The organism is Paenibacillus terrae (assembly GCF_000943545.1).
Classification (GTDB): domain Bacteria; phylum Bacillota; class Bacilli; order Paenibacillales; family Paenibacillaceae; genus Paenibacillus; species Paenibacillus terrae_A.
In genome coordinates this window covers 1-23,034 of sequence record NZ_JTHP01000011.1, presented here as the reverse complement: position 1 = coordinate 23,034, position 23,034 = coordinate 1, and the positions used below count along the sequence as shown (strand labels likewise).

Annotated in this window: 19 protein-coding genes and 2 pseudogenes; 6 read left to right on the top strand and 15 right to left on the bottom strand. The window is 45.5% G+C overall.

All coding sequences use genetic code 11. From position 1 onward, the window contains the following. Positions 1-15: 15 nt before the first annotated feature. The 3 genes from QD47_RS07920 to QD47_RS07910 are packed head-to-tail and all read right to left on the bottom strand — an operon-like array spanning position 16 to position 6,657. Complete coding sequence (locus tag QD47_RS07920) at positions 16-4,443, bottom strand: polysaccharide biosynthesis protein (protein ID WP_052646729.1); 4,428 nt, start codon at positions 4,441-4,443, stop codon at positions 16-18. 34 nt (positions 4,444-4,477) lie between these two features. Beyond that, positions 4,478-6,211: an ATP-binding protein gene (locus QD47_RS07915; protein ID WP_044645620.1), complete on the bottom strand. Its 1,734-nt coding sequence runs from the start codon at positions 6,209-6,211 to the stop codon at positions 4,478-4,480. Continuing rightward, the gene (locus tag QD47_RS07910) at positions 6,208-6,657 is read right to left on the bottom strand and encodes a hypothetical protein (protein ID WP_044645685.1); all 450 of its coding nucleotides are present in this window, start codon (positions 6,655-6,657) and stop codon (positions 6,208-6,210) included. Before QD47_RS07910 ends, QD47_RS07915 begins: the two co-directional genes overlap by 4 nt. Before the next feature lie 45 nt (positions 6,658-6,702). On the opposite strand from QD47_RS07910, the gene QD47_RS07905 reads away from it, so the two are divergent. Then, a complete protein-coding gene (locus QD47_RS07905) occupies positions 6,703-7,407 on the top strand; it encodes a response regulator (RefSeq protein ID WP_044645619.1) in 705 nt (234 codons plus the stop codon). Here the strand turns inward: QD47_RS07905 and QD47_RS07900 are convergent. From QD47_RS07900 to QD47_RS07885, 4 genes are read right to left on the bottom strand one after another with little or no spacing between them, the layout of a single operon-like run. After that, positions 7,375-8,286: a glycosyltransferase family A protein gene (locus QD47_RS07900; RefSeq protein WP_044645618.1), complete on the bottom strand. Its 912-nt coding sequence runs from the start codon at positions 8,284-8,286 to the stop codon at positions 7,375-7,377. The genes QD47_RS07905 and QD47_RS07900 overlap by 33 nt on opposite strands. Then, entirely contained in the window at positions 8,246-9,472 is a 1,227-nt protein-coding gene (locus QD47_RS07895) for a glycosyltransferase family 4 protein (RefSeq protein WP_044645617.1), read from the bottom strand. Before QD47_RS07895 ends, QD47_RS07900 begins: the two co-directional genes overlap by 41 nt. Next, the gene (locus QD47_RS07890) at positions 9,456-10,721 is read right to left on the bottom strand and encodes an MATE family efflux transporter (protein ID WP_044645616.1); all 1,266 of its coding nucleotides are present in this window, start codon (positions 10,719-10,721) and stop codon (positions 9,456-9,458) included. The genes QD47_RS07895 and QD47_RS07890 overlap by 17 nt, the downstream gene beginning before the upstream one ends. A gap of 4 nt (positions 10,722-10,725) precedes the next feature. Then, positions 10,726-11,847, bottom strand: a complete 1,122-nt coding sequence (locus QD47_RS07885; RefSeq protein ID WP_044645615.1) for a glycosyltransferase family 2 protein — start codon at positions 11,845-11,847, stop codon at positions 10,726-10,728. A gap of 399 nt (positions 11,848-12,246) precedes the next feature. Here QD47_RS07885 and QD47_RS07880 point away from each other — a divergent pair, with 399 nt between their 5' ends. Then, positions 12,247-13,968: an NAD-dependent malic enzyme gene (locus tag QD47_RS07880; RefSeq protein ID WP_044645614.1), complete on the top strand. Its 1,722-nt coding sequence runs from the start codon at positions 12,247-12,249 to the stop codon at positions 13,966-13,968. Positions 13,969-13,992: 24 nt separating this feature from the next. Next, positions 13,993-14,946 carry an AEC family transporter gene (locus tag QD47_RS07875; protein ID WP_044645613.1) on the top strand — a complete coding sequence of 318 codons (954 nt, stop codon included), beginning with the start codon at positions 13,993-13,995 and terminating at the stop codon, positions 14,944-14,946. Between the two features lie 51 nt (positions 14,947-14,997). Here QD47_RS07875 and QD47_RS07870 read toward each other — a convergent pair whose 3' ends face one another. The 5 genes and pseudogenes from QD47_RS07870 to QD47_RS32995 form a co-directional block, all read right to left on the bottom strand. Continuing rightward, entirely contained in the window at positions 14,998-15,192 is a 195-nt protein-coding gene (locus QD47_RS07870; protein ID WP_044645612.1) for a hypothetical protein, read from the bottom strand. 60 nt (positions 15,193-15,252) lie between these two features. After that, on the bottom strand, positions 15,253-15,420 hold the full coding sequence (locus QD47_RS30590; RefSeq protein WP_082067123.1) for an aspartyl-phosphate phosphatase Spo0E family protein: 168 nt from the start codon (positions 15,418-15,420) through the stop codon (positions 15,253-15,255). 264 nt (positions 15,421-15,684) lie between these two features. Next, complete coding sequence (locus tag QD47_RS32450; protein ID WP_200893399.1) at positions 15,685-15,855, bottom strand: hypothetical protein; 171 nt, start codon at positions 15,853-15,855, stop codon at positions 15,685-15,687. Then, positions 15,852-16,502 carry a hypothetical protein gene (locus QD47_RS07865; protein ID WP_052646728.1) on the bottom strand — a complete coding sequence of 217 codons (651 nt, stop codon included), beginning with the start codon at positions 16,500-16,502 and terminating at the stop codon, positions 15,852-15,854. The genes QD47_RS32450 and QD47_RS07865 overlap by 4 nt, the downstream gene beginning before the upstream one ends. A 128-nt stretch (positions 16,503-16,630) precedes the next feature. Continuing rightward, positions 16,631-16,735 (bottom strand): annotated as a pseudogene (locus tag QD47_RS32995) (NucA/NucB deoxyribonuclease domain-containing protein); the annotation flags it as partial. Positions 16,736-16,763: 28 nt separating this feature from the next. Between QD47_RS32995 and QD47_RS32090 the strand changes: the two are divergent. After that, positions 16,764-16,937 carry a hypothetical protein gene (locus tag QD47_RS32090; protein ID WP_161797157.1) on the top strand — a complete coding sequence of 58 codons (174 nt, stop codon included), beginning with the start codon at positions 16,764-16,766 and terminating at the stop codon, positions 16,935-16,937. A 420-nt stretch (positions 16,938-17,357) separates the two neighbouring features. Here the strand turns inward: QD47_RS32090 and QD47_RS07850 are convergent, their stop codons facing one another. Beyond that, the gene (locus QD47_RS07850) at positions 17,358-17,915 is read right to left on the bottom strand and encodes a hypothetical protein (RefSeq protein WP_044645609.1); all 558 of its coding nucleotides are present in this window, start codon (positions 17,913-17,915) and stop codon (positions 17,358-17,360) included. 171 nt (positions 17,916-18,086) lie between these two features. Here QD47_RS07850 and QD47_RS32085 point away from each other — a divergent pair, with 171 nt between their 5' ends. Continuing rightward, positions 18,087-18,341 carry a hypothetical protein gene (locus QD47_RS32085; RefSeq protein WP_044645608.1) on the top strand — a complete coding sequence of 85 codons (255 nt, stop codon included), beginning with the start codon at positions 18,087-18,089 and terminating at the stop codon, positions 18,339-18,341. Between the two features lie 399 nt (positions 18,342-18,740). On the opposite strand, the pseudogene QD47_RS07840 reads toward QD47_RS32085, so the two are convergent. Then, positions 18,741-20,155, bottom strand: a pseudogene (locus QD47_RS07840) (helix-turn-helix domain-containing protein). A 129-nt stretch (positions 20,156-20,284) separates the two neighbouring features. Continuing rightward, positions 20,285-21,253, bottom strand: a complete 969-nt coding sequence (locus tag QD47_RS07835) for a LacI family DNA-binding transcriptional regulator (protein WP_044645606.1) — start codon at positions 21,251-21,253, stop codon at positions 20,285-20,287. A gap of 188 nt (positions 21,254-21,441) precedes the next feature. On the opposite strand from QD47_RS07835, the gene QD47_RS07830 reads away from it, so the two are divergent. Beyond that, positions 21,442-22,785 (top strand): 6-phospho-beta-glucosidase, encoded by a 1,344-nt coding sequence (locus QD47_RS07830; RefSeq protein WP_044645605.1) that lies wholly within the window; start codon positions 21,442-21,444, stop codon positions 22,783-22,785. The last annotated feature ends 249 nt before the right edge of the window (positions 22,786-23,034 follow it).

Sequence of the window (23,034 nt, the reverse complement as noted above, 5' to 3'; positions counted from 1 at the left end):
CATGATAACTTCCTTCTATGGAATCTTTCGTTTTTTCCATCGCCGATATGGAAGAAAGCAAGCCGCTCCACCAAGTATCCCAATGATGAACAGTATCCAGCCAAAACGGTAGGCGGAAGCCAGAATAATGACGACCTTGCCGCTTCCGCTGCCACTGGTTACAAATCCGGTAGTCACTCCGTTCACCGACAGACGGGCACGCTGGGTTTCACTTCCCAGTCTGAATTCCCACAGTGGATTGGGCGACTCGGTTTCCCGAATCAGCACCTGCTGATGCGTCGGATTATACAGCGTAAAGCTGCGTTCCATGGAATTTTCACGAGTAGCCTGAATACTTTCTGAAGCATGGGGAGCCGTAAAAAAGGTTTCCATATCCGTCCCCTCAAACACCGTAAGCTGATCCACTGTAATCATCGCCTGATAAGGGACGATAGAATAATTCTTCATTTGAAATAAGCCTGACTGCTTCTTATGCGCATGTGCCAAAATCTGAAACTGCATAAAGACGCTACCTGCCGGAGCCTTCACAATCTGATCATAATGATTCCATTGCTCCTTATCTCGCTCCTCCACCTCGTTAATATAAGAGGTCTGGAGGATTTGGGAGGCTTTATTCAAAAAAATAACCTTCATATGCCGACTCCCAATTTGTTCTGACCGCGCATCCAGTTGTACGGCATACTCTTGCAGCGGCTCAGCCTTCATCTTCTTCGACGCATATATATTCCAATCACATGAATAGCTCGGTGCGTAACGAATGGACAACCCCTCGCCGCCTGATGACAGACTCGTCTTGCCAGGCTGAATATCCGCCACGCAGCCTACATCATTGGTTAAAGATTCCTTCGTGTTATCCTCTGGCATAACCGCCACTTCCTGCGCAGCCATCCGATGAATATCTCCATACCCGCTCATGGACGGCACCTGACTGTCCAGCACCAGCGTTAAGCGATACTTCCCTTTGGTTAAAAACAGATTCTTGAACTCTACACGTCCATAATCGTTCAGCAGACCGGGAATTTGAATGATTTGTTTGGCAAAGCCATCCTGATTCGGCACCGTTTCAATGACCTGTTTTTCGGATGAAGAGGTAACGGGCAACCGCGTATACGATTCACCTGTATGGATCGTTCTTGTCAGTACCTTGCCTGTCTCTTCATTCGTCCACTTCATTGTCAATGCCCCATGATACCCGGCAGGTAGATCAGCTAAAATAGCTGTGGAATAGGTTCCGGTTTTGGCGATCTCCACATCCCTGCTTAATGTACCTTGCTGATAGCTGATTCCCCGTCCCATGCTGAGCCTCGGCAGAGCACGCTCTGACTGTACATTTCCTTGGGCGTTAAAATCGCTCTCGGCCTCCAGAGTGAAAAAGAGCTTGCCTCGCTTCAATGCCTGCTCCACCGGAAAAGATAGTTCATCCAGTTGGTCTACAGGTACAATCGCAAATTGATTGACCGCATTAAAGCCTTGCAGGTTATTCACCGTAATCGGGGTATCCCCTTTGGGAAAGGCATGCTCCCCCAAGTCGACCCATTCGAACTGATTCAAGCCTTCATCATGGGTCTTGATGTTAACCACTCCACCCGGCAGCGTAACCTGTAGCTTCCCGCCTGCCTTATTCATAAACACTCTCGCATATACATGCGAGGTTTGCGGCTGTTCCAGCTTTTTGTGCATCGTAAATGCGTTAGGCTTACTATATTGTCCCAAATCACGTAACTGGATATCATGAATCCACCAGTAGTTCTTTTGCTGCGGGCGTTGCAGGGTTAACAAATCCATTCGCATCCAGTAGCTGCCCGGCGGGGACACATATTCCCCGTAAAATTTTACACCGTCAAAATTGTATCCCTCCGAAGGTGCCACGACATAGCTAACCCCCAGCTCACGCATCTGCTTATCATAAAACCTCATTTTAACATGCATTTTGTTCGTGCCGCGTCCAGAGACGGTGATCTGAAACTGGTACGGGTTATTTTCCTTGGCTTCCAGCAAACCGGATCTGGCGACCTGCCATATATTACTCGGGTCTCCCTTCATAATCTCGCCGTGCAGGGTTGGCACATTATTCAATTCCTCACGCGGGTTAGCCTCCACGCTGAACAACTGCGGATTATCCGGCTTGAAAAAGGTTTCGGTCCGCAGCATAGAATCAAAATCCACGACTGTTTTCCCCTCAATGCTGCTCATCTGATAAGGGGCCACATCCAGCTTCTTACTGGCAAAGGTGACAGCAATTCCAGCGTCCATTTCCATATCAAACGGGAAATTCCGTATATTTTGGGACGATAAATACCATAACCAATCGTTGGTCGAGGCAAAGGTTTTGGACCATTTTAAAAAGGCGTTGCCATCTTCAATGACATCAAACGGACGCAAATAATCCTCTGCCGGAAGCTGTGACAACAGCAAATCGTTAAAGGAGGCCGCTTCCACATAATCCCCCTTGTTGACCGTCTGAATGGTTTTTAGCTCAGGCTTTAACGCACTGAATAATACGCCGAAGCGACTAAAATCAAATCCAGGCAGATGGCTGTAGCTCTCCAGTCGGCTAAACCCGTAAGGTGTTACAATTTTGCTCGTTAATATGTTCATGTAAGGGGGCGGCTGACCCAGATTAAATATGGAAAAAAGTCCGTTCTTGTACGTGCGTTTCAGCCCGGTCTGACCCTCCAACTGAGACAGGTGGAAATCCTGCCGCTTCTCCTGTCCCTCATATTCGTCATGGTAGACCAGCTGATTGACCCCAAAAGTGGAGAATAGCCAGCCTAACCGCGAGCTTAGTCCGTTGTCCAGCAAATACTCCAGAAAGTTCATATAATATGTAATACCGGGGTCATTGCCTTCATGATGAAAGATTGTATTTTTAGGAGAAGAGTATACCTGAAAATCCCCGGTTGCCTTCTCGGTTGCTGTCTTACCCTTATTCCATTTGGGCGTGGCTACGCCGTTAAAGCTCTGAATCATATTATCTGCAATCGGAAAATACAAGGCTTTGCTGTCGAAGCGGTCCGGGTCTGTCAGCTTTTCAGCCATTTGGCTATAAGCCTCCGGCACTTGAACAGGCTTGTAATATCCCTCAATGAATTGGGTACGCAAGGGTGCAAAATACACGCCAAGGCACAGGACGACAATGACCAGCACCAGCCTTTTATACACTCGTTGCAGCGGCGATGATCCAAACCATTCCATAATCTGAATCACGCCGAAGGTTAGCAGTACCCCGAAATTAAGGGCAATCAGCCCGATAAACTTGTTGGGATCACGGAAAACCGAGCCAATCACAGGGGTCTTCGTCACCAGAATGACAAACCACTTGGCAATGGACGGGAAGGTTGTCCCGGTGGCGGCAACGAGAAACAGGAGCGTAAGCAACGAAAAGATCAGAATGATCGGATTTTTGTGTGAGCGCGTCACCATCGCATAGCCAATCAAGAGCAGTAAAAAACCCCCTCCCACATAAAACATCGCAGGCAGTGAGGAAAAGGAAAACATAGGCCACCAATAGCTCAGCAAATAGCCCACATTGTATAAGCTGCTGTTACGACTGAACAGGGACAAAGTATCGACGACGTTGATATTATGCTGCGACGCCTGGGCATCCATCACCATACTGCCGAGATACAGGGACAACCAGTAAAAACTGAGTAGGCCGAAGAACACGCCAAAAATGATCCCTTTACGCAAAAAATTGCCGTATAACGGCTGTAAATAGGTGCGACCGGCCTTGCGGTGCGTCCAGGTCAGTTTGATCAGTAAGAGCACGGTGAACAAGCCCAAATAAATCATGCCGAAGAAAAAATAATGAATCGCAGCGGCGCTGACGGTAAATACCGCAGCCAACAGAAACAAGTCTATCCAGTTCCGCTGGTACAGCTTGTGAGGATGATAGTTTTTAATTTGCTGAATTTGAAATTTGGGATCAACCGCGCTGAAAAAGAAACGCAGCATTAACGGGAACAAGCTATATCCACAGAGCAAATAGATATGCTGAATGCGGAATATAACCCACGGATTCAGTGCATAAAACAGTGCGCCGATCATGATGGCAAAAATGCGAGTTTTCGTAAAGCTCGGTGAATAATATACACTGACCAGCCGCTTGGCAAAGGCATACATCGAAAATGCCGAAACAAACAGCAGACCCGTGATAAACGACTTCAGCAAGACCGGGCCGCTTTCCCCGAATAGCAACGAAAGTCCATAGAAGGGCAAGATATAAAGGATACGGGGAGCATTGAACATGGTAGAGGTAGACCACCGTTCGTTCCATACCCCCATAATTTCCTCCAGATACCGATGAGAGGTGGCTCCAAAGGCAATATCACTAAATACGATTTGCCCTGGTCCATAGATAGGCGCAAGATATACGCCAATCACAGCCAGCATCAGCAAGATTGCTGCCATATCATAGCGGTATCGAAATATCCATTTTCTCACCATGCCTGGCCCCCTCCTCTCTTGAAATTTCCGATTATCTTCTCAAACGAACGATTGCCTGCAAGCCTTGATCCGTATTACGCAGCTTTAAGCGGCCACTGATCGTCTTTAGATAGGCATCCATATGATACAGGCTGAACGTATGCTCTTGCGAGTTTTGGGAATAGTCCGGCTGGAAATAGCTCCAACGCATCTTGTCATCGATACCGCCGCCCGTATCCTCAATGGTAATAACGATTTCTCCTTCTTCCAGCCGCGAGCTGACCTTAAGCACTTGAGTCTGCCGCTTGGTGCGCAGACCCGTTCGGCTTCGATCCTGATGCTCTGGTAGCTCATCCGCTTGTCCCATCGCCTGCACCGCGTTTTCCAGCAGTCCCTGAATCGTCTTGTACAGCAACGGTGCTTGGGCTGCAATGGACGGAACTGGCTCTTGCCGCAAGATGACCTGAATATCCTTCATGTTCAACGAACGGTTCGCCCATTTCAGCGATTCTGACAACACTTCATTCATATCTGTGAAACTGATTCCGCTATTGTCGTGCATCTTCTCTTCCAGCTCGTCACGCAAGGTGCGGACTCCAGTCAGCAGACCTCCCAGTGAGGATTCCTGTTTGAGACGTCCCTGAATGAAATTTTCATTCAGCTCACGGAAATATTCCAATTCCTCATGGGTTGCTCCCTTTCCCTGACTGGAGGCTGCCTCAAAGCGGTTCGCCAGATCATGATAAAAGCCTAACAGCTTCAAATCGTCTCCGCCTGTCAGGCGCGTAGTCTGCTCTTGCAACTCTTGTAGCCGCTGCTCAACCGTCTGCATTAACGGCAAGTAATACGTATCCTGCTGCTGACGCATATCTTCATCCCGTCGTTGGTCCCACACCTGATTATTCACGAGCGTATCCTTCACGATCCGTTTGCGAAACTGTACGAGCATGGCCCACAGCATAAACAATAGCACAACCATGACCAGCCACACCTTTTTGCGAAAAGAGCTTATCCGCTGGGCAGTGTCCTGATCGACATCCTTAACGGAAATGTAAAGAGCCTCCTCCCCCATGCGGCTGAACCCTATTCCGTGCTTCACTCCCTGATCTTCAACAACGCCCGTATTGCCCTCCAGCAGCCTGCGGGTCACGCCCGTAATGTCTGTCCGATTAATATCCGGTGTGTTGAGGGAAGCTACAACCTTGAATTGATCATTATAAAATAAAGTCTCATGCTGATTGACTGGTTTATTCTTGATCATGCCGCTGAGCATACCGGAGTCAATGGTACGCACCATAAATCCGCCCGTCTGCGCCCCTTGAATCCTGCATACGATATACTGGGCAGGCTGATGATCCTCTGTCACAAAGGGGCTTACGGCGCAGCCGTTTTGCAGCAATTTAATTTGCTGCACCGCGCTCTTCATCTCACGGTTGTCACGTCCTGCGATCACACGATACTGTTCATCCAGCACATAAAATGCCCCGCTTTCACGCTTTAAGCCATCAGTATACTGACGCGTCCCTTGGTTCAGTATGTTTTTGCCAAGGCCGGATGCAAGCTCATTCAGCTCAGCCTGCCATGTCGCGTAATGCTCGGATATACGACTGGACAATTCCTGCACTTCATACCGGAGCTGCTCGTCCTGAATATCTGCCAATTGACTGCCGAACTCCCGAACGATAAACCACTGAAGCACAATGGCCAGAAACATGGTCATGCCCAGAACAAGCAGGTACAGGATCAGCTTTTGCCAACCCGGTTTCAACAACGCCCATCGCTTCATGCTTTCCTGTCCCCTCCATTCGGTTCAATTCGGCCCAGAATGGCCTGCATCAGACATTCCAGCTCGTAGCTGACTAGCGGCAGCCGTGCGCACAGCAGCCGGGGAGTCCGGCGCTGGAGTGCAGCAAACCTCGCAGCGGTTTCCGTTGCCCCGTCCGTCAGCAGCAGCAACTCGCAGGTTTTTGCAATATATAAACGATCCAGCTCTTCTTCGCTATACTCGCGCAGATCAACAATGTAAATATCATGACGATCGTCCATATGCTGAAGTGCGCTGGAGACGGTCAGGGTTACTCCCGCATGCCGTGCAGCATGATACTGGTGAAGCAGACGCATTCCTTTTTCCCAGAGCGCATGCTCAGTCGAGTCGAATCGTTCACAAAAAAGACGCAGCGCTCGTTCTGTATTGACATCTTTCAAAAATGCCAAAACGCTGATATTATACATGTAGTTCCTCATTTCTTACTTCCTGATTGGAGTTGCGCAGTTCTTATGACACCCCAAAACATTCTATTTGTTGACGACAGCCCTATGGTTTTGTCCCTGCTTGAACGGACATTGTCGGAAGAAAGGTTCACCTTACATACCGCTCATACCACCAAAGAAGCCTTGCAGGTGCTGGAACAGCACCCGATTGATGTCGTGGTTTCCGATCTGCTTATGCCTGGTCTGGACGGGATTACCTTCCTTCGCATGATCAAGAAGGATTATCCCCATATCGTGCGGATCATTTTGTCAGGTCACCTGCATACGCAGACCATTTTATCCGCGATTAATCAAGTGGGCGTATTCCATTTTTTGACAAAACCACTGGAGCTGGATGATGACACACTGAAAAAGATTCTATACGAGGCGCTTGATGAAGCCAAGCTCAACCGAAACCGCCTGTATGCAGACCAGAACGCGGCTTCCAACTTGTCGGTATTTTTAGACAGCATTCTGAATGCTCCATACCGACCTTATATGCTGCTCAATGAGCAAGATATCGTAACCGCTGTACATGTTGCACTTGCTGAGCTGTATCCTGTCGGCAGCTCGCTTCGTCATCCTGAACAGGAAGGCATTCAGTTAACTGCACACTCACTGTATATACCGTATGATGAGTCGGAATCTTCCGATCTCGACCTGTACACGGTGGATACGCTGACCCTGGGCCGTTCATCCTTACGCCTTATCCGCCTTAGCGAGATCGCCTGAGTGACGGGCGCCGCCCTTCAACACGGCGGCTGCCCCAATCAGGGTCAGGCATGCATACATCCACAGCATCCCCGCCGTTAGCAGCGGGTGACGAATATAGCTTTTCAGATTGCTCCATGTATATAGCACCGGACGGAAAAAGTACCACCGTTCCAGCGCCTTCCGCAATCCCCCCTCCTCAGACGACAGCGTACGATCCATCACCGAGAAGTAGTAAGCTTTTTTACGTAATACATCACGCAAATAGACCTGTTTTTCATCATGATATACACGTGTAAACACCGCCCGCCGGATGACTCCGCCAGACTCTATATAACGCAGGGTTGGCTGTATTTCTTCAAAAGCAATCTGCTCCGCATTAAATCCGCCTGTCGATTCATAAGCGCTCATTCGCCAGAAGCGTGCTGCTTCAATCGAACGTTTTCCCAAGGTGTCACCCGCGTTGTTAATCACATTCCGCTCAAAGACTTTGACTTTGGAAAAAAAGTTGGTCGCTTCCGAATAGGCCTCCTCGGGAACGACCAATGCGCCGATGTCCTGATGATGGTCAAAAAAGTCGATGCTCTGCTGAATCAAATGCTCGGCTAAAATCATATCGGAATCCAATACAAGTATGTATTCGGCACCCAAACGTCCGGCTTCCTCAACCGCCTTGACTCTCGCGACTCCCCGCTCTCCATGAGGAAGCTCCAATATCGTTACGGGTACTGGACTCCCTGCGGCTAGCGCACGAATCGTCTCCACCGTCTGATCCTCCGAGCCGTCATCGGCAATCACGATATGCAGATCCTTGTAATTTTGCCACATACAGCTCCGCAAACAAGGCTCTATCGTCCGTTCATTGTTGTACGTGGAGAAGAGAATGACCACTTTGTCCACTCTGTTCCGCCTCCTTTACCCAATCTCCCATCAACTGCTCAAACGCAGCCGCTGTATGATCAAAATGAAATCCCAGCGCATACTGATACGCCCGCTCACGCATGGCCATATAGTCTTCGCCGCCGTTTGCTGCTCTTTCCATTTGTTCAGATAATCCCCGGACGTCGCCGTGGAAGCACAGGTATCCACTTTTCCCAAAATCCGTCGCGTCCACCAGTCCGGGTGAATTACTGACGATGCTGGGAGTCCCCACAGCCGCTGCTTCGGTAATCGTCAAGCCCCAGCCTTCACGCAGGGAAGGGAATACGAGCGCGTGGGCGCGGCTCATCAGTTCCAGCTTATGCTCTGCTGAAACAAATCCGTAAAAGGTAATATCCGCTTGTGATTGTCCCTGTTCATCCGGTTCTCCGTAGGTCAATCCATACCGTTTCATAATCGGCAATAATTGTTCTGCCACATAGGTTTTATCGGTTTTTCCAGCGATCCATAACATAGCCTGAGGAAATTTTTTCTTAAGCTCTCCAAAAGCTTCAACCACCAGATCAATGCCTTTATATTTCACAAAGCGCCCGGCGTACATAAAGGTCGGATTGGACTCCTTGGTTAAGAATTGTTCCCGAGGCCAGTGTTCAAACTCGATGCCTTCAGGCAACAGATGAACACGATCCGGGTGAAAGCCCAGCTTGAGCAGATCATAACGAGTAGATGGGGATACGGTAATTGTCCGATCCTTACGAGCAAGCTTGAGCATCAATGGCTCCAAGCGATATCCGATATGATTTAGCGGGAATCCGGCATTTTCAAACCATATTTCCCTTGTTAGCTGATGTATAAAGAAAATACGCTTGGATGCCTCTACCCAGAAACGTGTAAAAAACTGATGTGTGTTCGCCTGATTAATCACATAATCAATATGCTTACGATGATGGCGATAATAGCGCATGGCATAATAAATGACGCTATAAATGTTTCCTTTTCGGATATACGTAATTCCGTCTATGATTTCTTCCTCGGGCATCCCCTCAAGCCTGGGCGAAAAATGAATAAACTGAAAACGGTCTTGCTGCGAGCGTTTGAGCATTTCGTGGGTAAAAATTTCGGCTCCCCCGCTTTTAGGCGAACGAATGTCACGCCAGGAGAGCAACAGAACTACGGTTTTACCATCCTGTTCAGGTATTGTATTCACGGGTTGAATCCCCTCTTATCTTTATTTTGAACAAATATACATAGGCATCTACCACAAAGTAGAGAGACATGGCGCCGTAAACAATCAATTCAGATAGCAGAAAGTCAGACGGGTTTTGATGTGCAATATGAAAGGCTGCCAGTAAAGTCGCAGCTCCGGCCAGCAGCCCGAACATAAATTTGCGTCTGCCCACCAATACATGCACATGAACAAAGAACAGCACAATAGAAAACAGCCAATACACCCATCCTCCCAGCGGAATATAGGCTTCTGCCGACTGGTATGAAGACCCGAATAGTACGGGAATAGAAGGCGGGAATACAAAGGTAGTGCCCACATATACACAGATCGCTGCAACAGCCATTAATCCGGCATAGACGGCAACCAGCTTGCCCAGAGCTTGGCGATCATGACCCTGCGCACCGAGCTTTGGAATAAAGGCAGCTATCAGGCTGTACGACACGTAATAGACCAACTGGCTGTATTTCAACGCAATCGCATAACCGCTGGCCTGTTCGGGAAAGTAATGCTGCACATAGAGCATGTCAATGGAGATACAGAACAAAATAAATAAATTCGTAATGAGACTATCCGTAAAATCCTGACCTAGTGATTTCCATAGCCCGGAAGGTATACGTTCTCCAGTCCGTCCGAGTAAAGATAAGCCCCGAACCGAAACAGCCCAGCCGTGAAGCAGCGACAGCAGCATTCCCCCACAGCTTGCCAGCAGTAAGGCTTCCAGCTTCAGCCCTGATGCAGCCAGTATAAAGAACAGGCTCAGCTTTCCTAAAACCTCCAAGTAATAGTTCACATTCAGCGCCAGCATGCGTTCCCTGCCCTGTAAATCTCCACGGCAAGAGCTGACGAGAATATGCAGCTCTACCAAGCCATACAGCATGAACAGCGGGCCGGATTCGACACCTAATAGCGAGCGCAGCAGCGGATGAAATGCCAGCAAAATTACCATGGCAAGCACGGTTAGCAACAGTGGTGCTTTTAGCAATAGGGAACCGAGTGGCAGGCTACGCAATGGAAGCTTCCTGTCTCCCTTGGAGACCAGCTTGGCTGTTAATAGCTGAATAGACAGGCCCAAAACGGACAAAAGTGCAAAGAGGGCCAGCAGCGCATTCGCCTGACCATAAGCTTGTCCGGTAAGATACCAGCTCGCTGCAATATGGAAGAAAAAATTAAATCCGTTTAGCAGCACATTAAATAGAGGAAACATCAACGTTCGCAAGCGGTTTGTCACGTTCTTATCTCACCCGCCGATCCAGCCGCCAAATATCAATAATGGAGCGCAAAAAACGAATCGAATCCTTCCAGACATGGATGTGCGATCCGTCCCGGTCAATACATTTGACGGGTAATTGCAGCACCCGAAGCTGGAGCCGCTTGGCGATAAACATCATTTCCAGATCCAGCGCCAGCCCGAGCTGTTCCTTCAAATGCGGGAACATCCGCTTCACAGCGACCGAGCTCATCACTTTAAGCCCTGTCTGGGAATCCACCACGCCTGTCGGTAAAAAGGGCCGGGAAATGACACGTTTGCCGAAACTGACTACAGATCGTAATAAGGAACGGTTTTCAGCTGTCATGTCCTTGGTTCCAATCACCACATCATAGTAGCCCTGCTGAACGACATTAATCATTCTGGCAATATCCTCAATAAAAAAGGAGTCGTCCGCGTCCACAAATACGTAGTAATCCGCGCCGATGGTGCGCATCCCTTCCAGATACGTTCCTGCCTTGCGGGTATTGCGTCCCAGTTCCCTGGTTTGAAGCAGCGGACTCAGATTCTGATTAATCCGGTTCACGGACAGGTCTGTCGCCGCCTCCAGCGCTTTGATCAAGGCATTCGTGCCATCATGACTGCCATCATCAATGAGATAAATAGAGCCCTCCACAATATGACTGCGGATAAAAGCTTGCAGCCGTTCAGCAAACTTCTTGACATGAACAAAACGCTGCTCCTCGTTATATACAGACAAGATGAAAGCAATATGCTGGCTTTTGGCCGAATACTCGGGATAGAGCAAGCTTTGAATTTCGGAAAGCATCTCTTCGTTGTCATTGGCTTGCCAAAAAAGCAGGCGCAAACGACCTATTCCGGTAATCTGCACCATATGCTGATCACTGAACGGATGCGATACATCCGTCACCAGTAACAGCGGCATCTGCGGAAAGCGACTACGGATCTGATTGGCTATCCGTACAGCCTGTCCAGGCTCCCTGTAATCAATCAGGCAGCAGCATGCGTCTTCATAGACTGAAGTAGCCTCCTGATCCTCACACTGAATATACTCGTAAAAATAAATCACGTTGGGATAATCAATAGCCCTGTGGTTATCGCTAAAAATGGCTATAGGTCCCTGCACACAAACATCTCCTTTTCCTCCGGGTAGTTCTATTTTCTTAAAAAGGAATTAAAAATGTTTGCTTATAGGGATTAAACATGGCTACAAATCCTTCATATTTTTTTAATAAAATAGCTCACACATCTTGATATATATGGATAATGTCGAATTGAGACTGATATTTTACATTTAGCAGAAAACAAGCATTTAGAACCACTTTTCTCTGTAAAAATAAGCGTCAAAAGACCTTGCACCCCATTCTTCATATATAGTTCTTTTTGATCAAAAACAGAATGTATTATGGTTATTTTGTCATAGAAAACTAGGCGAATAAATTAGATTTACACGTCCATACTATGGACAACATGTCATCTTTCGTCACGAATGGTCATCAATACGAAGTGAAAGAAGGTTATTTCTATGGAAGCATTTTATGTAAATAAGGACGGGTCATTATCCACCCCGCTTCGAGGAAAGGATATATTAGCCAATCCTCTTTTGAACAAGGGGGTCGCTTTTACCGAAGAGGAACGCAAAGAACTGGGTCTTGAAGGAATTCTTCCGCCGACCATCCTTTCTCTGGAGAAACAGAGCGTCCGGGCGTACCAGCAATTTTTGGCACAACCGACCATGCTGCGCAAAAACGCTTCCCTGAATGACCTTCACAATCGAAATGTCGTGCTGTACTATCGGCTGCTAACCGACCATTTGAGTGAGATGCTGCCCGTAGTCTACACACCTACGGTGGGGACCGCGATTCAGGAATATAGTCATGAGTATAATCGCCCCGGAGGCGTGTATTTATCGATAGATGACCCGAACGGCATCGGACAAGCATTCTATAATTCTGGCTTGAGTGGTGAGAATGTAGATCTGATTGTAGTGACGGATTCCGAAAGTATTTTGGGGATTGGTGACTGGGGCGTGGGAGGCATTAATATTGCGATTGGCAAGCTGGCTGTGTATACAGCTGCGGCTGGTATTCATCCCGGGCGGGTGCTGCCGATTGTGCTGGATGTGGGCACGAATAATGAAAAGCTGCTGAATGATCCGCTGTATATCGGCAATCGCCATAAACGGGTTCGCGGAGAGGCTTATAACCAGTTTATTGATACCTTTATCAGCAAAACGTTAGCTCAATTCCCAAAAGCGCTTTTGCATTGGGAAGATGTGGGTAGTGTGAACGCACGCCATATTATCGGAAAATACGGTCAAAGCATTCTCACCTTTAACGATGACATTCAAGGCACAGGAGCGGTAACCCTGGCTGCAATTCTTTCGGCGGTAGGCGTCACCAAGATTCCGCTGCGTGAGCAAAAAGTACTTGTGTTCGGCCCGGGGGCAGCGGGAATCGGCAACGCCGACCAAATTCGCGGTGCTATGATCGTGGACGGTCTTGCAGAGAAGGATTCCTTCAAGCCGTTTTGGGCCTTTGATTATCGAGGTCTGCTAACGGACGATATGGAGGATGTATTGGATTATCAGAAGCCGTATGTGCGGAACAAAGATGAAGTCAGCTCATGGACCCGGTCTGATGACAAAAAAATACCGCTGCTAGAGGTCATCCGTCAGGTAAAGCCTACGATATTGATCGGAACCTCCGGCGTAGCGGATGCCTTTACCGAAGAGATCATCAAGGAAATGGCCAAGCATGTAGAACGCCCGATTATCATGCCCATGTCCAATCCTACAAACCTTGCAGAAGCGGTACCTGAGGATTTGATTCAGTGGACAGATGGCAAAGCCTTAATCGCTACCGGAAGTCCCTTTGAGCCCGTCACCTATAACGGTACAGAATTTGAGATTGGACAGGCAAACAATGCCTTTGTTTTCCCGGGACTTGGTCTTGGCGCAATTGTAGTCAAAGCCAAAAGGATCACCCCTGCCATGTTTACAGCCGCAGCAGATGCCGTTGCCAATGGCGTAGATTCGAATAAGCCTGGCGGTGCGCTGCTCCCTCATATCCGAAAATTACGGGATGTTTCATACGCTGTTGCGGTTGCGGTAGCGAAGGCCGCGATTCAGGATCAGGTAGCTCAGGCACATATTTCAGATGTTGAACAAGCCATTCGAGATGCGATGTGGAAACCGGAATATGCGAAGGTAAAAGCAGTGGAAAACGTAATACACCACCCGCATTAAGAGGGCTTTCAGGAGGAACAATCCATGAGTGTCGGACATATCTTTTATATTTTGGTGCCTATTTTCTTCGTCATTATTTTAGGGTGGTTGGCAGGCCATTACAAAAGCTTCGATGCCTCTTCCTCGAAAGCCCTAAATTCACTGGTTACCAAATTTGCGCTGCCCGCGCATTTATTTATCGGCATTACGACCACCAGCAGGAAATCTCTTATCGAGCAATGGCCTTTCTTGCTGGCTCTGTTCATAGGTATTGTCGGCTTTTATGCCGTCCTCCTGCTGGTGGGTCGGTTTGCGGTGAAGCAATCGGTAAAGGATGCATCCATGTTTGCTTTGAACTCGGCCCAACCGACGTTTGCCTTTATGGGCATTCCAGTGCTAGGTGCCATCTACGGTTCCTCTGCTGTTGCCATTCCGATTGCGATTACCGGGATCGTAGTCAATGCCGTTCTTGATCCGGCGGCTACCATTATAGCTACCGTCGCCAGCCGGAACTCAGGCAAAGAGCGGAATGGCCACCTCGGGAAGCTTGTTTGGGACTCCATTCTCCACGGTTTAAGAGAACCGCTGGCGCTGGTGCCGCTTATTGGTGTTATTTTGACCTTGTTCGGCTTCCACTCCCCGGATTTATTGAACAAATCGTTCAATCAAATTGGCGATATTACGTCCGGGGCCGCTTTATTCGCGGTCGGTGTGACCATCGGCGTGCGCAATATCAGTTTCAGTATAACTGCCATTGCCATCGCGCTGTTAAAAACGATTGTACAGCCTCTATTGATGCTGCTGATTGCCTACCTGTGCGGCCTTTCGTCTGCCGATACGGTGAAGGCGGTATTACTCGTTTCCTTCCCTGGCTCAGCCGTCGCTGCCATGATTGCTACACGTTTTGAAAGTCTGGAATCGGAAACGGCCTCTGCTTTCGTCATCAGTGCTGTCATATCTCTTGCTACACTGCCTGTACTCATTTCCCTGCTGGTGTGAATTCATGCGTATAGATAGAACTGACTTTCTCCAGAATTAGATAAAGATACGCTATTCTTCAATTCCAAGCAATTCGGATACTTGCTTTCTATATCTCGTAGCCTTACGTGTCTCGTGAATGAGATTGGACAATCTGGAGGCCGGAATTTGATATGTAGTACAAAACGTTTTTTGATCCATTCTTTTCTCGATCAGTTTTTGTTTGATCTCCCACCCAAAAGGGGTTACAGGTTTTCGTTGATTCAACTTTTCATTACCTCCAATCCTGGTCTTAGATATATGATGCAACACGTAATACACATTAGCTTAATGATCTGATCTGCCCGTTTGGTAATGATTCAACAGATCATCCAGCTTCTTGGATTGTTCGATCACTTTGGGATGTGTTAAAAATCCGTACTTTTTCTGGACTTGATAAAGTTTCCTCCTGGCTCTCTCGACACGAAGTAAAGTCACACCTTGATTCATCAGCATGATCCCCTCCTATATGTAATATTTTAGAACAAAAAGATGTTTTTTAGGTTTTTTAATGATGCTCCTACCAAAAAAGGACTTTCCCAAAAGTTCGCATAAAATGGGAAGCCACAAGTTTTACGCAAAGGAACCCCTGTCTCCACTACTAAAGTGGGGACAGAGGTTCCTTTGGTTTGGATAACAACCCTTTTGCAATTTGATCTCTTTTCATAAATAATGAAAAAAAATCCCTTGATTTTTAATGCAATCAAGGGATAGACCGATTCATTTCTCTCGTTTCGACAATGCAAAATTGATTATCTCTCCAGTTACAGTTCCAGTCAAAATAATATAAAACATCATAGCTTGAAACTTATACCCCAGTGCATAAAATATTCCCAGACCTATTGCATAGCCTAGCAAAATACCAGTATAACGTTTTAAAAATTTGTTCATGGAGTACATCCGATAGGGTATGGTTGCGAACTAAAGAACTTTGCAGAGTCAGCCGTACCAGTTACTTTGTTTCGTGAAGCATCTTGATAGAACACCGTATGATTAGCGTAAGGAATAGCTTCACACTTTCTAGGATAAGAATATTGATAAATCGTATAATAAGATTGGGTATTCAAGCTTGCCCCAACGCCTAAAATTGTGAGAATGGTTGATACAGGAGCTTTAGTAACCGTTGCTATTGCCGCTGCTGCATAAGCTATTCCTACATTCACCCAATCATAGGAGTAATCAAACTTGCCTACAAAGGTTCCACCTGAAGGAACAGCATTTAACGAAAAATCAGAACGGCTCTCTTTAACATTAAAGTTCTCCTGTTTTACACCGTCAATCAGCAAAGTTTGATCTTTTGTGAAATACTCAATTTTAGTTGTTTTTCCATTCTCAACAACAGTCGTTATTCTATGATTGTCATCATTAAAGTTGGTTGTTACAGTCGCCTCTCCACGATCAGTCTGAATAACTTCTGTTTGAACTAGGTTTACCTCTGGCTTAGTGACTTGTTCAGCATTACTCACCGAAGGTAAAACAGTCGCGCAGAGTAATACTGATGCCAATAAAGGGACGAACACTTTCTTGAAAATTTTCATAATAATTCTCCTCCTATACAAATATTTCAAACAGTTATAAACATTACACTTTGTATAGTGAGAAGTAAGGGGAATTTTGTCGAACAATAAATCAATTAAAAAAACAACCTTCTTTTAATAAAAAGTATTTAATTAACAATAAATTTAATTTTCGTCCCGTCTGGATAGTCATCCAGCTTATGACCTACCGAACTACCAGCTCCTCAGTTATCACTAGGGGTTATGTATCGAATCTATTTACTTCCTTAAGATAAGATGGTTATGATTGATTTAGGCACAGATAGAACTATTGATTCATATAAGCTTAAAAGTGATTCAAAGAATATGAGAATAAGCTTTTATAATCGGGGTGTAGGTTATGAAGGTGCATTTGCAACGAATGTAGGGGATGGAGATCTCAAAACGCTTCCTGATGAAAAAAAGTTTATAATGTAATCGAACCAACATAACCAACTGGTGAACGCGCTATTCTGACTGTAACAATGGACAATGGATTTGATAATTCCTTTAGTTAACAACGACGAATAACGGAGGAAGAATGAAAAGAAAGTGGTATTTAAGACCAATGGTCATAATTTTAATGATCATTATAACCCCGCCGATAGGCTATTTGAATGTATTCTTCAATAGGAAGAAATTTGAACCCAATGAACGATTAGGCTATTTGGCAATAGCCACGGTATTTGCTGCCCTATGGTTAACTAAATTTCTACCGCATTCATGGCGAATTCCCGCTATAATAGTTGTTGCACTTATTGGGATATTCATATTCAGAAAAAAGTAAATAATAAAATAAATCCCCGTTACCTTAAGGTTGCGGGGATTTTAATTACAATACGCCGAAACAAAGTAGGATCATAATGGGACTGTATTTGAATTCTGAGGCAGCATGTAAGCTACACCGCTACTCACAGTAGTAATATTACCGCTTACTCTAGCTCTATAATAACCTTTCCCCCAATCAGCAATGTAGAAACTTTCGTGATCACCCTGTCTATTTGTTAAGGAACCCCTCTTAGTAATCCCTTTCCTCCCGATTGTGTCCCAAGTACCTAAACCGGATTTTTGAAAATGCATATCAAAGTTCACATAACTAATTTGATATTGTGAACTCAGGACTATATTCCAGTTACAATACATCCGTCCCGCTATTTGATCACATGTAACTATTAACTCCCCTGCATAGCCTGTTGGTTTAATGATTTTCGACGAAGAGTCATAGACATCATTAGTTACAGCGCTAAAAGAGTTAAACGGGGGGCTAGACTGATCATTTTTTGAGTTTGGGTCTATGTAAATATCATATTTTGTAACATAAGACTGTTCACTCCCTTGTTCAGCATATGTTGCTGTTGGAAGATAGGCTACTGACAAAAAGATTAATGACAGGACTAAACAAACTAATTTTTTCAATTTGATCCTCTCCTTAATAGTTTCATTTAGAGAAAATTATTTTTTCCATAAACTTCATTAATTATATATCATATGCATCACTATTGTCTCCCTTTTTTTGTATTAAATTGTTTTTATTTTCATGGTAATGTATCATGAATTTTATAACATAATTTTTGGAGGTGGTATTGTATGGAATATAGATTGACTGATACTCACTTATATATACTTGAATATCCTGGAGTCCTTTGCTTTGCCCGTCCGAAATATGAATATAAGGATTTAGGAGAATTAATGGAAAATAGCTCACTTTATCATATTTCAACACCAGAAGATTTCGAATCTTTTGACCACACTAAAGTGTCTACTCCCAGTGAAGGAGGGAGCTTCTATTTTGAAGATTTCCTTAATCCGATACTAAAATTAGTAAATGATAATAAAAAGTAAGGATTAAAATCAAACTGATCCTGCATGAAATACTTTCCGTTAATCTTGATCGGCTCAGGCGAAAACTTTTCTACAGCCCCACCATAGTCTATAACCTCTATCAAGTCTTCGCTCAGTGGCTGGACGACACACACTCTTACCTGACTTAATACAGCTACAAACAGTTCGATATCCGACTGTAATCACTTTATATGTATATGCTTCATAATGATCACTTCAATAATTCATTCGGTGAACGGTTTGGTAATTCCTTCAACAAAAAAATCCTCGCCGACCAGTTAAGGTTAGCGGGGATTTCATTTGTTCCTATCCGTTTAAAATCCTCCATGTTGTACAAGAGGTTGAATACCATCATCATGATTATGCGACTCCACTGGTACAGTTAGAATAAACAAAAAGCTACTCGCAACGATTAGCAGTACCATTTTTTTTAACATTATTTAACCACACCTTTTCAATGAGATTGAAAAAACCTGCTTTGGTTTCAGGAAATGCATGGGCTTGGAAACGCACAAACAAACCCATACAATTTATAAAATATGTCTCATTATTTAGTATATTCGCTTTTATCGATGCATTCATCAAATGTTTAAAGCCATCACTGTACATCCCCTGATGTAAATAATAGTAGGCCATTTCGTAACCAAACCACGCGAAATAATCCGGCATCACTTGTTGAACATAAATATCACCCGATGACGGTTGATGTGAAAAAGACTCAATCTCTGTTTCAAACTGTTTAAGTATATCATTTACATCTAGCTGATATCGGTTAGCCGTTATCATAATGTTCAGCAGTTGAGTAACCCTATCTTCTTGAGTTGTATCTGACGATGCATCAATATAGTTAAGATATTCGTATAGCACACTCACATCTCCAGATAAAAGCTTATTCACAATAACATTAGCTTTTGCCCAATGTCTGAACAAGTTAACCCAGTGTCGGGTATCCTCGTCCGTCTCTTTGACCCAATCTAAATTAGCGTAGGCGTATGTATATTGTAGAGCTTGCTGATAATCGCCTTGGGCTTCATAGACACCTGCACACAACAGGTCAGCATAAGCAATGTATCCAAATAACGGACCCCTTGTTTTCTTTTCATGCTCTCTGGGCTTTCGTTTCTCCTGATGCTTTATTGAATACTGGATTTTCGCTTTCTCCTTCATTATGCGAGCTGTTTTATCAACTTTGTCCCATTGACGCAAAGACCTGTACACGTTTGCCAAATCCTTCAACGCATCCAGTTGATCTATTTCATCCAGACGTTCGACAAAGGGCTCAAATAGCGTAGCTACCTTGAGATTTCGGCTTTGATCGTCTCCAACCTGAATCGTAAACATACGATACTGACAGATGGCCAGACGTTCAGAGTGCTGGTACTTCTCTCCTTCCGCAACCCCCTCATAGAGCAACAACGCAGCAGCGTGCCGACCTTGTGCGAATAACCGTTCCGCCGCATCAAATAGTTTCGGGGAATACAACAGCTTGTCCATGATATGACCAACTACACGCTGAATCGCTTCCAGCTTATCCAGTTCAGCACAGCGATACAACACTGGCTCAATTCGCCGCCAATCCGGGGAACGTTCGATGATGTAATGTTCTATGTATCGTTCGTAAAAAGAGCCTTCTGGTAATCCCATAGCCAGCGTCATTCGATCAAGCTGATGTATAGCAACAGGACGATGCTTAAGAATCCAATTATTAAGCGTTCTTTGATGAACACCTGAACACTCCGCAAATTCTGCTAAAGTCAAGTTGTTTTCCCTTAAATAATTGTCCAACTCGCTAAAACCGTAGGTGTATGTTCCAAGTCATAACCACCTTTCACACAAAAAATCCAATTTTTATAATCCTACCTCAAATTATTGACCAAATATTGGCATGTGTCAATATACTTTTTCTTGATATTGGCATATCAAACCAAAGTCCTTTCCCCAAATCAGGTAGTCGCTCGCTCCACTAATTTAAACTCCAAATGATGTAACGTTTCATCCAGCCCTTCAAGGGTGTTGCGAATCAGGATGAATGCGTTCTCAGCTTGTTTATCAATCGGGTAATGAATCGTTGTTAAATCCAGCAAATGCGAAATTTCTGTGTTATCAAAGCCGACCACCGCAAATTGATCCGGCACAGAAACGTCGAGCCTTCGTGCTTCGGTCAGCAGTCCTGCTGCCAAATAATCGGTAGAACAAGCGAACGCATCCGGCTTGTTAGGTTGTTCTCCCCACCAGTGAGCGATTTGTTCACCCTCTGCTATTGAATTTAAACCATAAAAATGCGTGAAGGCCTCAGCGTCCAAATCATATTTTTCACAAAAATCATGATAGGCCCGGATGCGTTCCTTCGTATTAAGTCCCCGCATATTGCCATATACATTTACAATTTTCCGATATCCTCTGGCATACAAATGCTCCAGCGCCAGCGTATAGCCCTGATACTGATCCATAAATACAGACGGGATTGCCTCTATAGTCACACGCTGCCATGTCACAATCGGACCATATTTGGTATAATACTCGATCACACTCCACTCATTGACGCGAATCATACAAACCAAGGCATCCAACTGCTTTCTCCGCAACATTTCCAGTGCTTCAAGCTCCCGCTCCTTATCTCCGTTCGTAATAAAAAGCGCTATATTAAAACCATGTTCCTGAGCATACATCGTAAAACCACGCACAAATAAATTCAATGAATCATTAAAAGAAACTGAAATAATTCCAATGAGCTTTGTCATGCCCGTTTTTAAAGAAATCGCATTCAAATTAGGAACGTAATCCAGTCGGTCTATGACCTCCTGTACACGCTGTCTAGTCGGTTCACTCACATACGGATGGTTATTAATGACACGGGACACCGTTGCCGAGGATACACCCGCAAGCTTTGCAATTTCATGAATATTCGCCATAGTCCTCACCTCGTTCTTTCTATTTTAGCATGTTCGTGTTTAGCATGTTCGTGTGCCCGACCCTATAATTGTCACCTTCCCAAAATAAGTTTTTTAAAAGCACTTGACCTGTAATGCATTACAGAGATTACAGTGAAATAGAAGCTTAAGAAAGCGGTTTAAAAAAATGTACTCAGGAGGCAACAATCATGAAAAAAGGCTTAAAGATAGCAACTATCGGCGGCGGCTCCAGCTATACTCCGGAATTAGTAGAAGGCTTCATCAAACGTTATGCAGAGCTTCCCATTCGGGAATTGTGGCTGGTAGATATTGAGGCAGGACGCGAAAAGCTGGAGATCGTGGGAGCCATGGCTAAACGGATGGTGAAGGCAGCAGGCATTGATTGTGAAGTGCATTTGACGCTGGATCGCCGGGAAGCCTTGGTTGATGCCGATTTTGTAACGACTCAATTTCGGGTAGGCTTGCTCGAAGCCCGGATTAAAGATGAAAGTATTCCGTTAAAACACGGTATGATCGGTCAGGAAACCAACGGTGCCGGAGGAATGTTCAAAGCCTTCCGTACCATTCCTGTCATCCTGAGCATTGTTGAAGATATGAAAGAACTCTGCCCGAATGCGTGGCTTATCAATTTCACCAACCCTGCGGGTATGGTCACCGAAGCCGTACTTCGTTATGGTCAGTGGGACAAAGTCATCGGATTATGTAATGTTCCAATCGGCGCGATCAAGAGTGCATCGGCTGTGCTGGACAAACCGGAAGACGAGCTGTTCTTTAAATTTGCAGGGATTAACCACCTTCATTGGCACAAAGTTTATGACAAAACCGGGGCCGAATTAACAGAGCAAGTCATTGAAGGATTGTACGCTCCCGGCGCAAAGCCAGAGAAAGTCGTTGAAAATATTAAGAACATGCGCTTTCTGTATGATCAGGTTCGTCAATTGAAAATGCTGCCTTGCCCTTACCATCGGTATTACTACATGACAGACAACATGCTGAAGGAAGAATTAGAGGAAGCCAAAAACGAAGGAACACGGGGTCAAGTCGTCAAACGTCTCGAAGAAAGCCTGTTTGAATTATATAAAGACCCGAATCTGGATTACAAACCAGAGGAATTATCCAAACGTGGCGGTGCGCATTACAGCGATGCAGCCTGTGAAATTATTAATTCCATCTATAACAACAAAGGCACATTGATGGTGGTTAGCACACGTAACAATGGTGCAATTGATGATGTTCCTTATGACAGCGCGATTGAAATTACCAGTGTAATTCGTGCGCATGGTGCTGAACCTGTAAACTTTGGCAAATTCCCGCCTGCACAGCGCGGCCTGCTGCAAGTGATGAAGGCGATGGAAGAATTGACGATTGAAGCGGCGGTTACAGGTGACTACGCAACAGCGCTGCAAGCCTTCACACTGAATCCACTCGTTCCAAGCGGTGACATTGCTCAAACCGTGTTGGATGAGCTGCTGGAAGCGCATAAGGAGCATTTGCCGCAATTTTTTGCACATAAGGCGAAGGCGACAGTGTAAATTTATAAATAGTTTGTTCATGCTGGATGTATGAAAAAACGGTAGTCTCCCTCCGTTTCGGATGGGATCACGGCCGTTTTTTTATTTGACATCCACGTAGATTGTAGATGAACCTGCTACTATACATCGTAAGAGGAATATTATCCCAACGGTTGTGGCTGCGAAGTTTATGCTAGCGCTGCTTATGCTCCGACACTCCCCAAGGAGTTCTCATCCCACTACAACGCAAAAAAAAGCTCCTGTACAGGA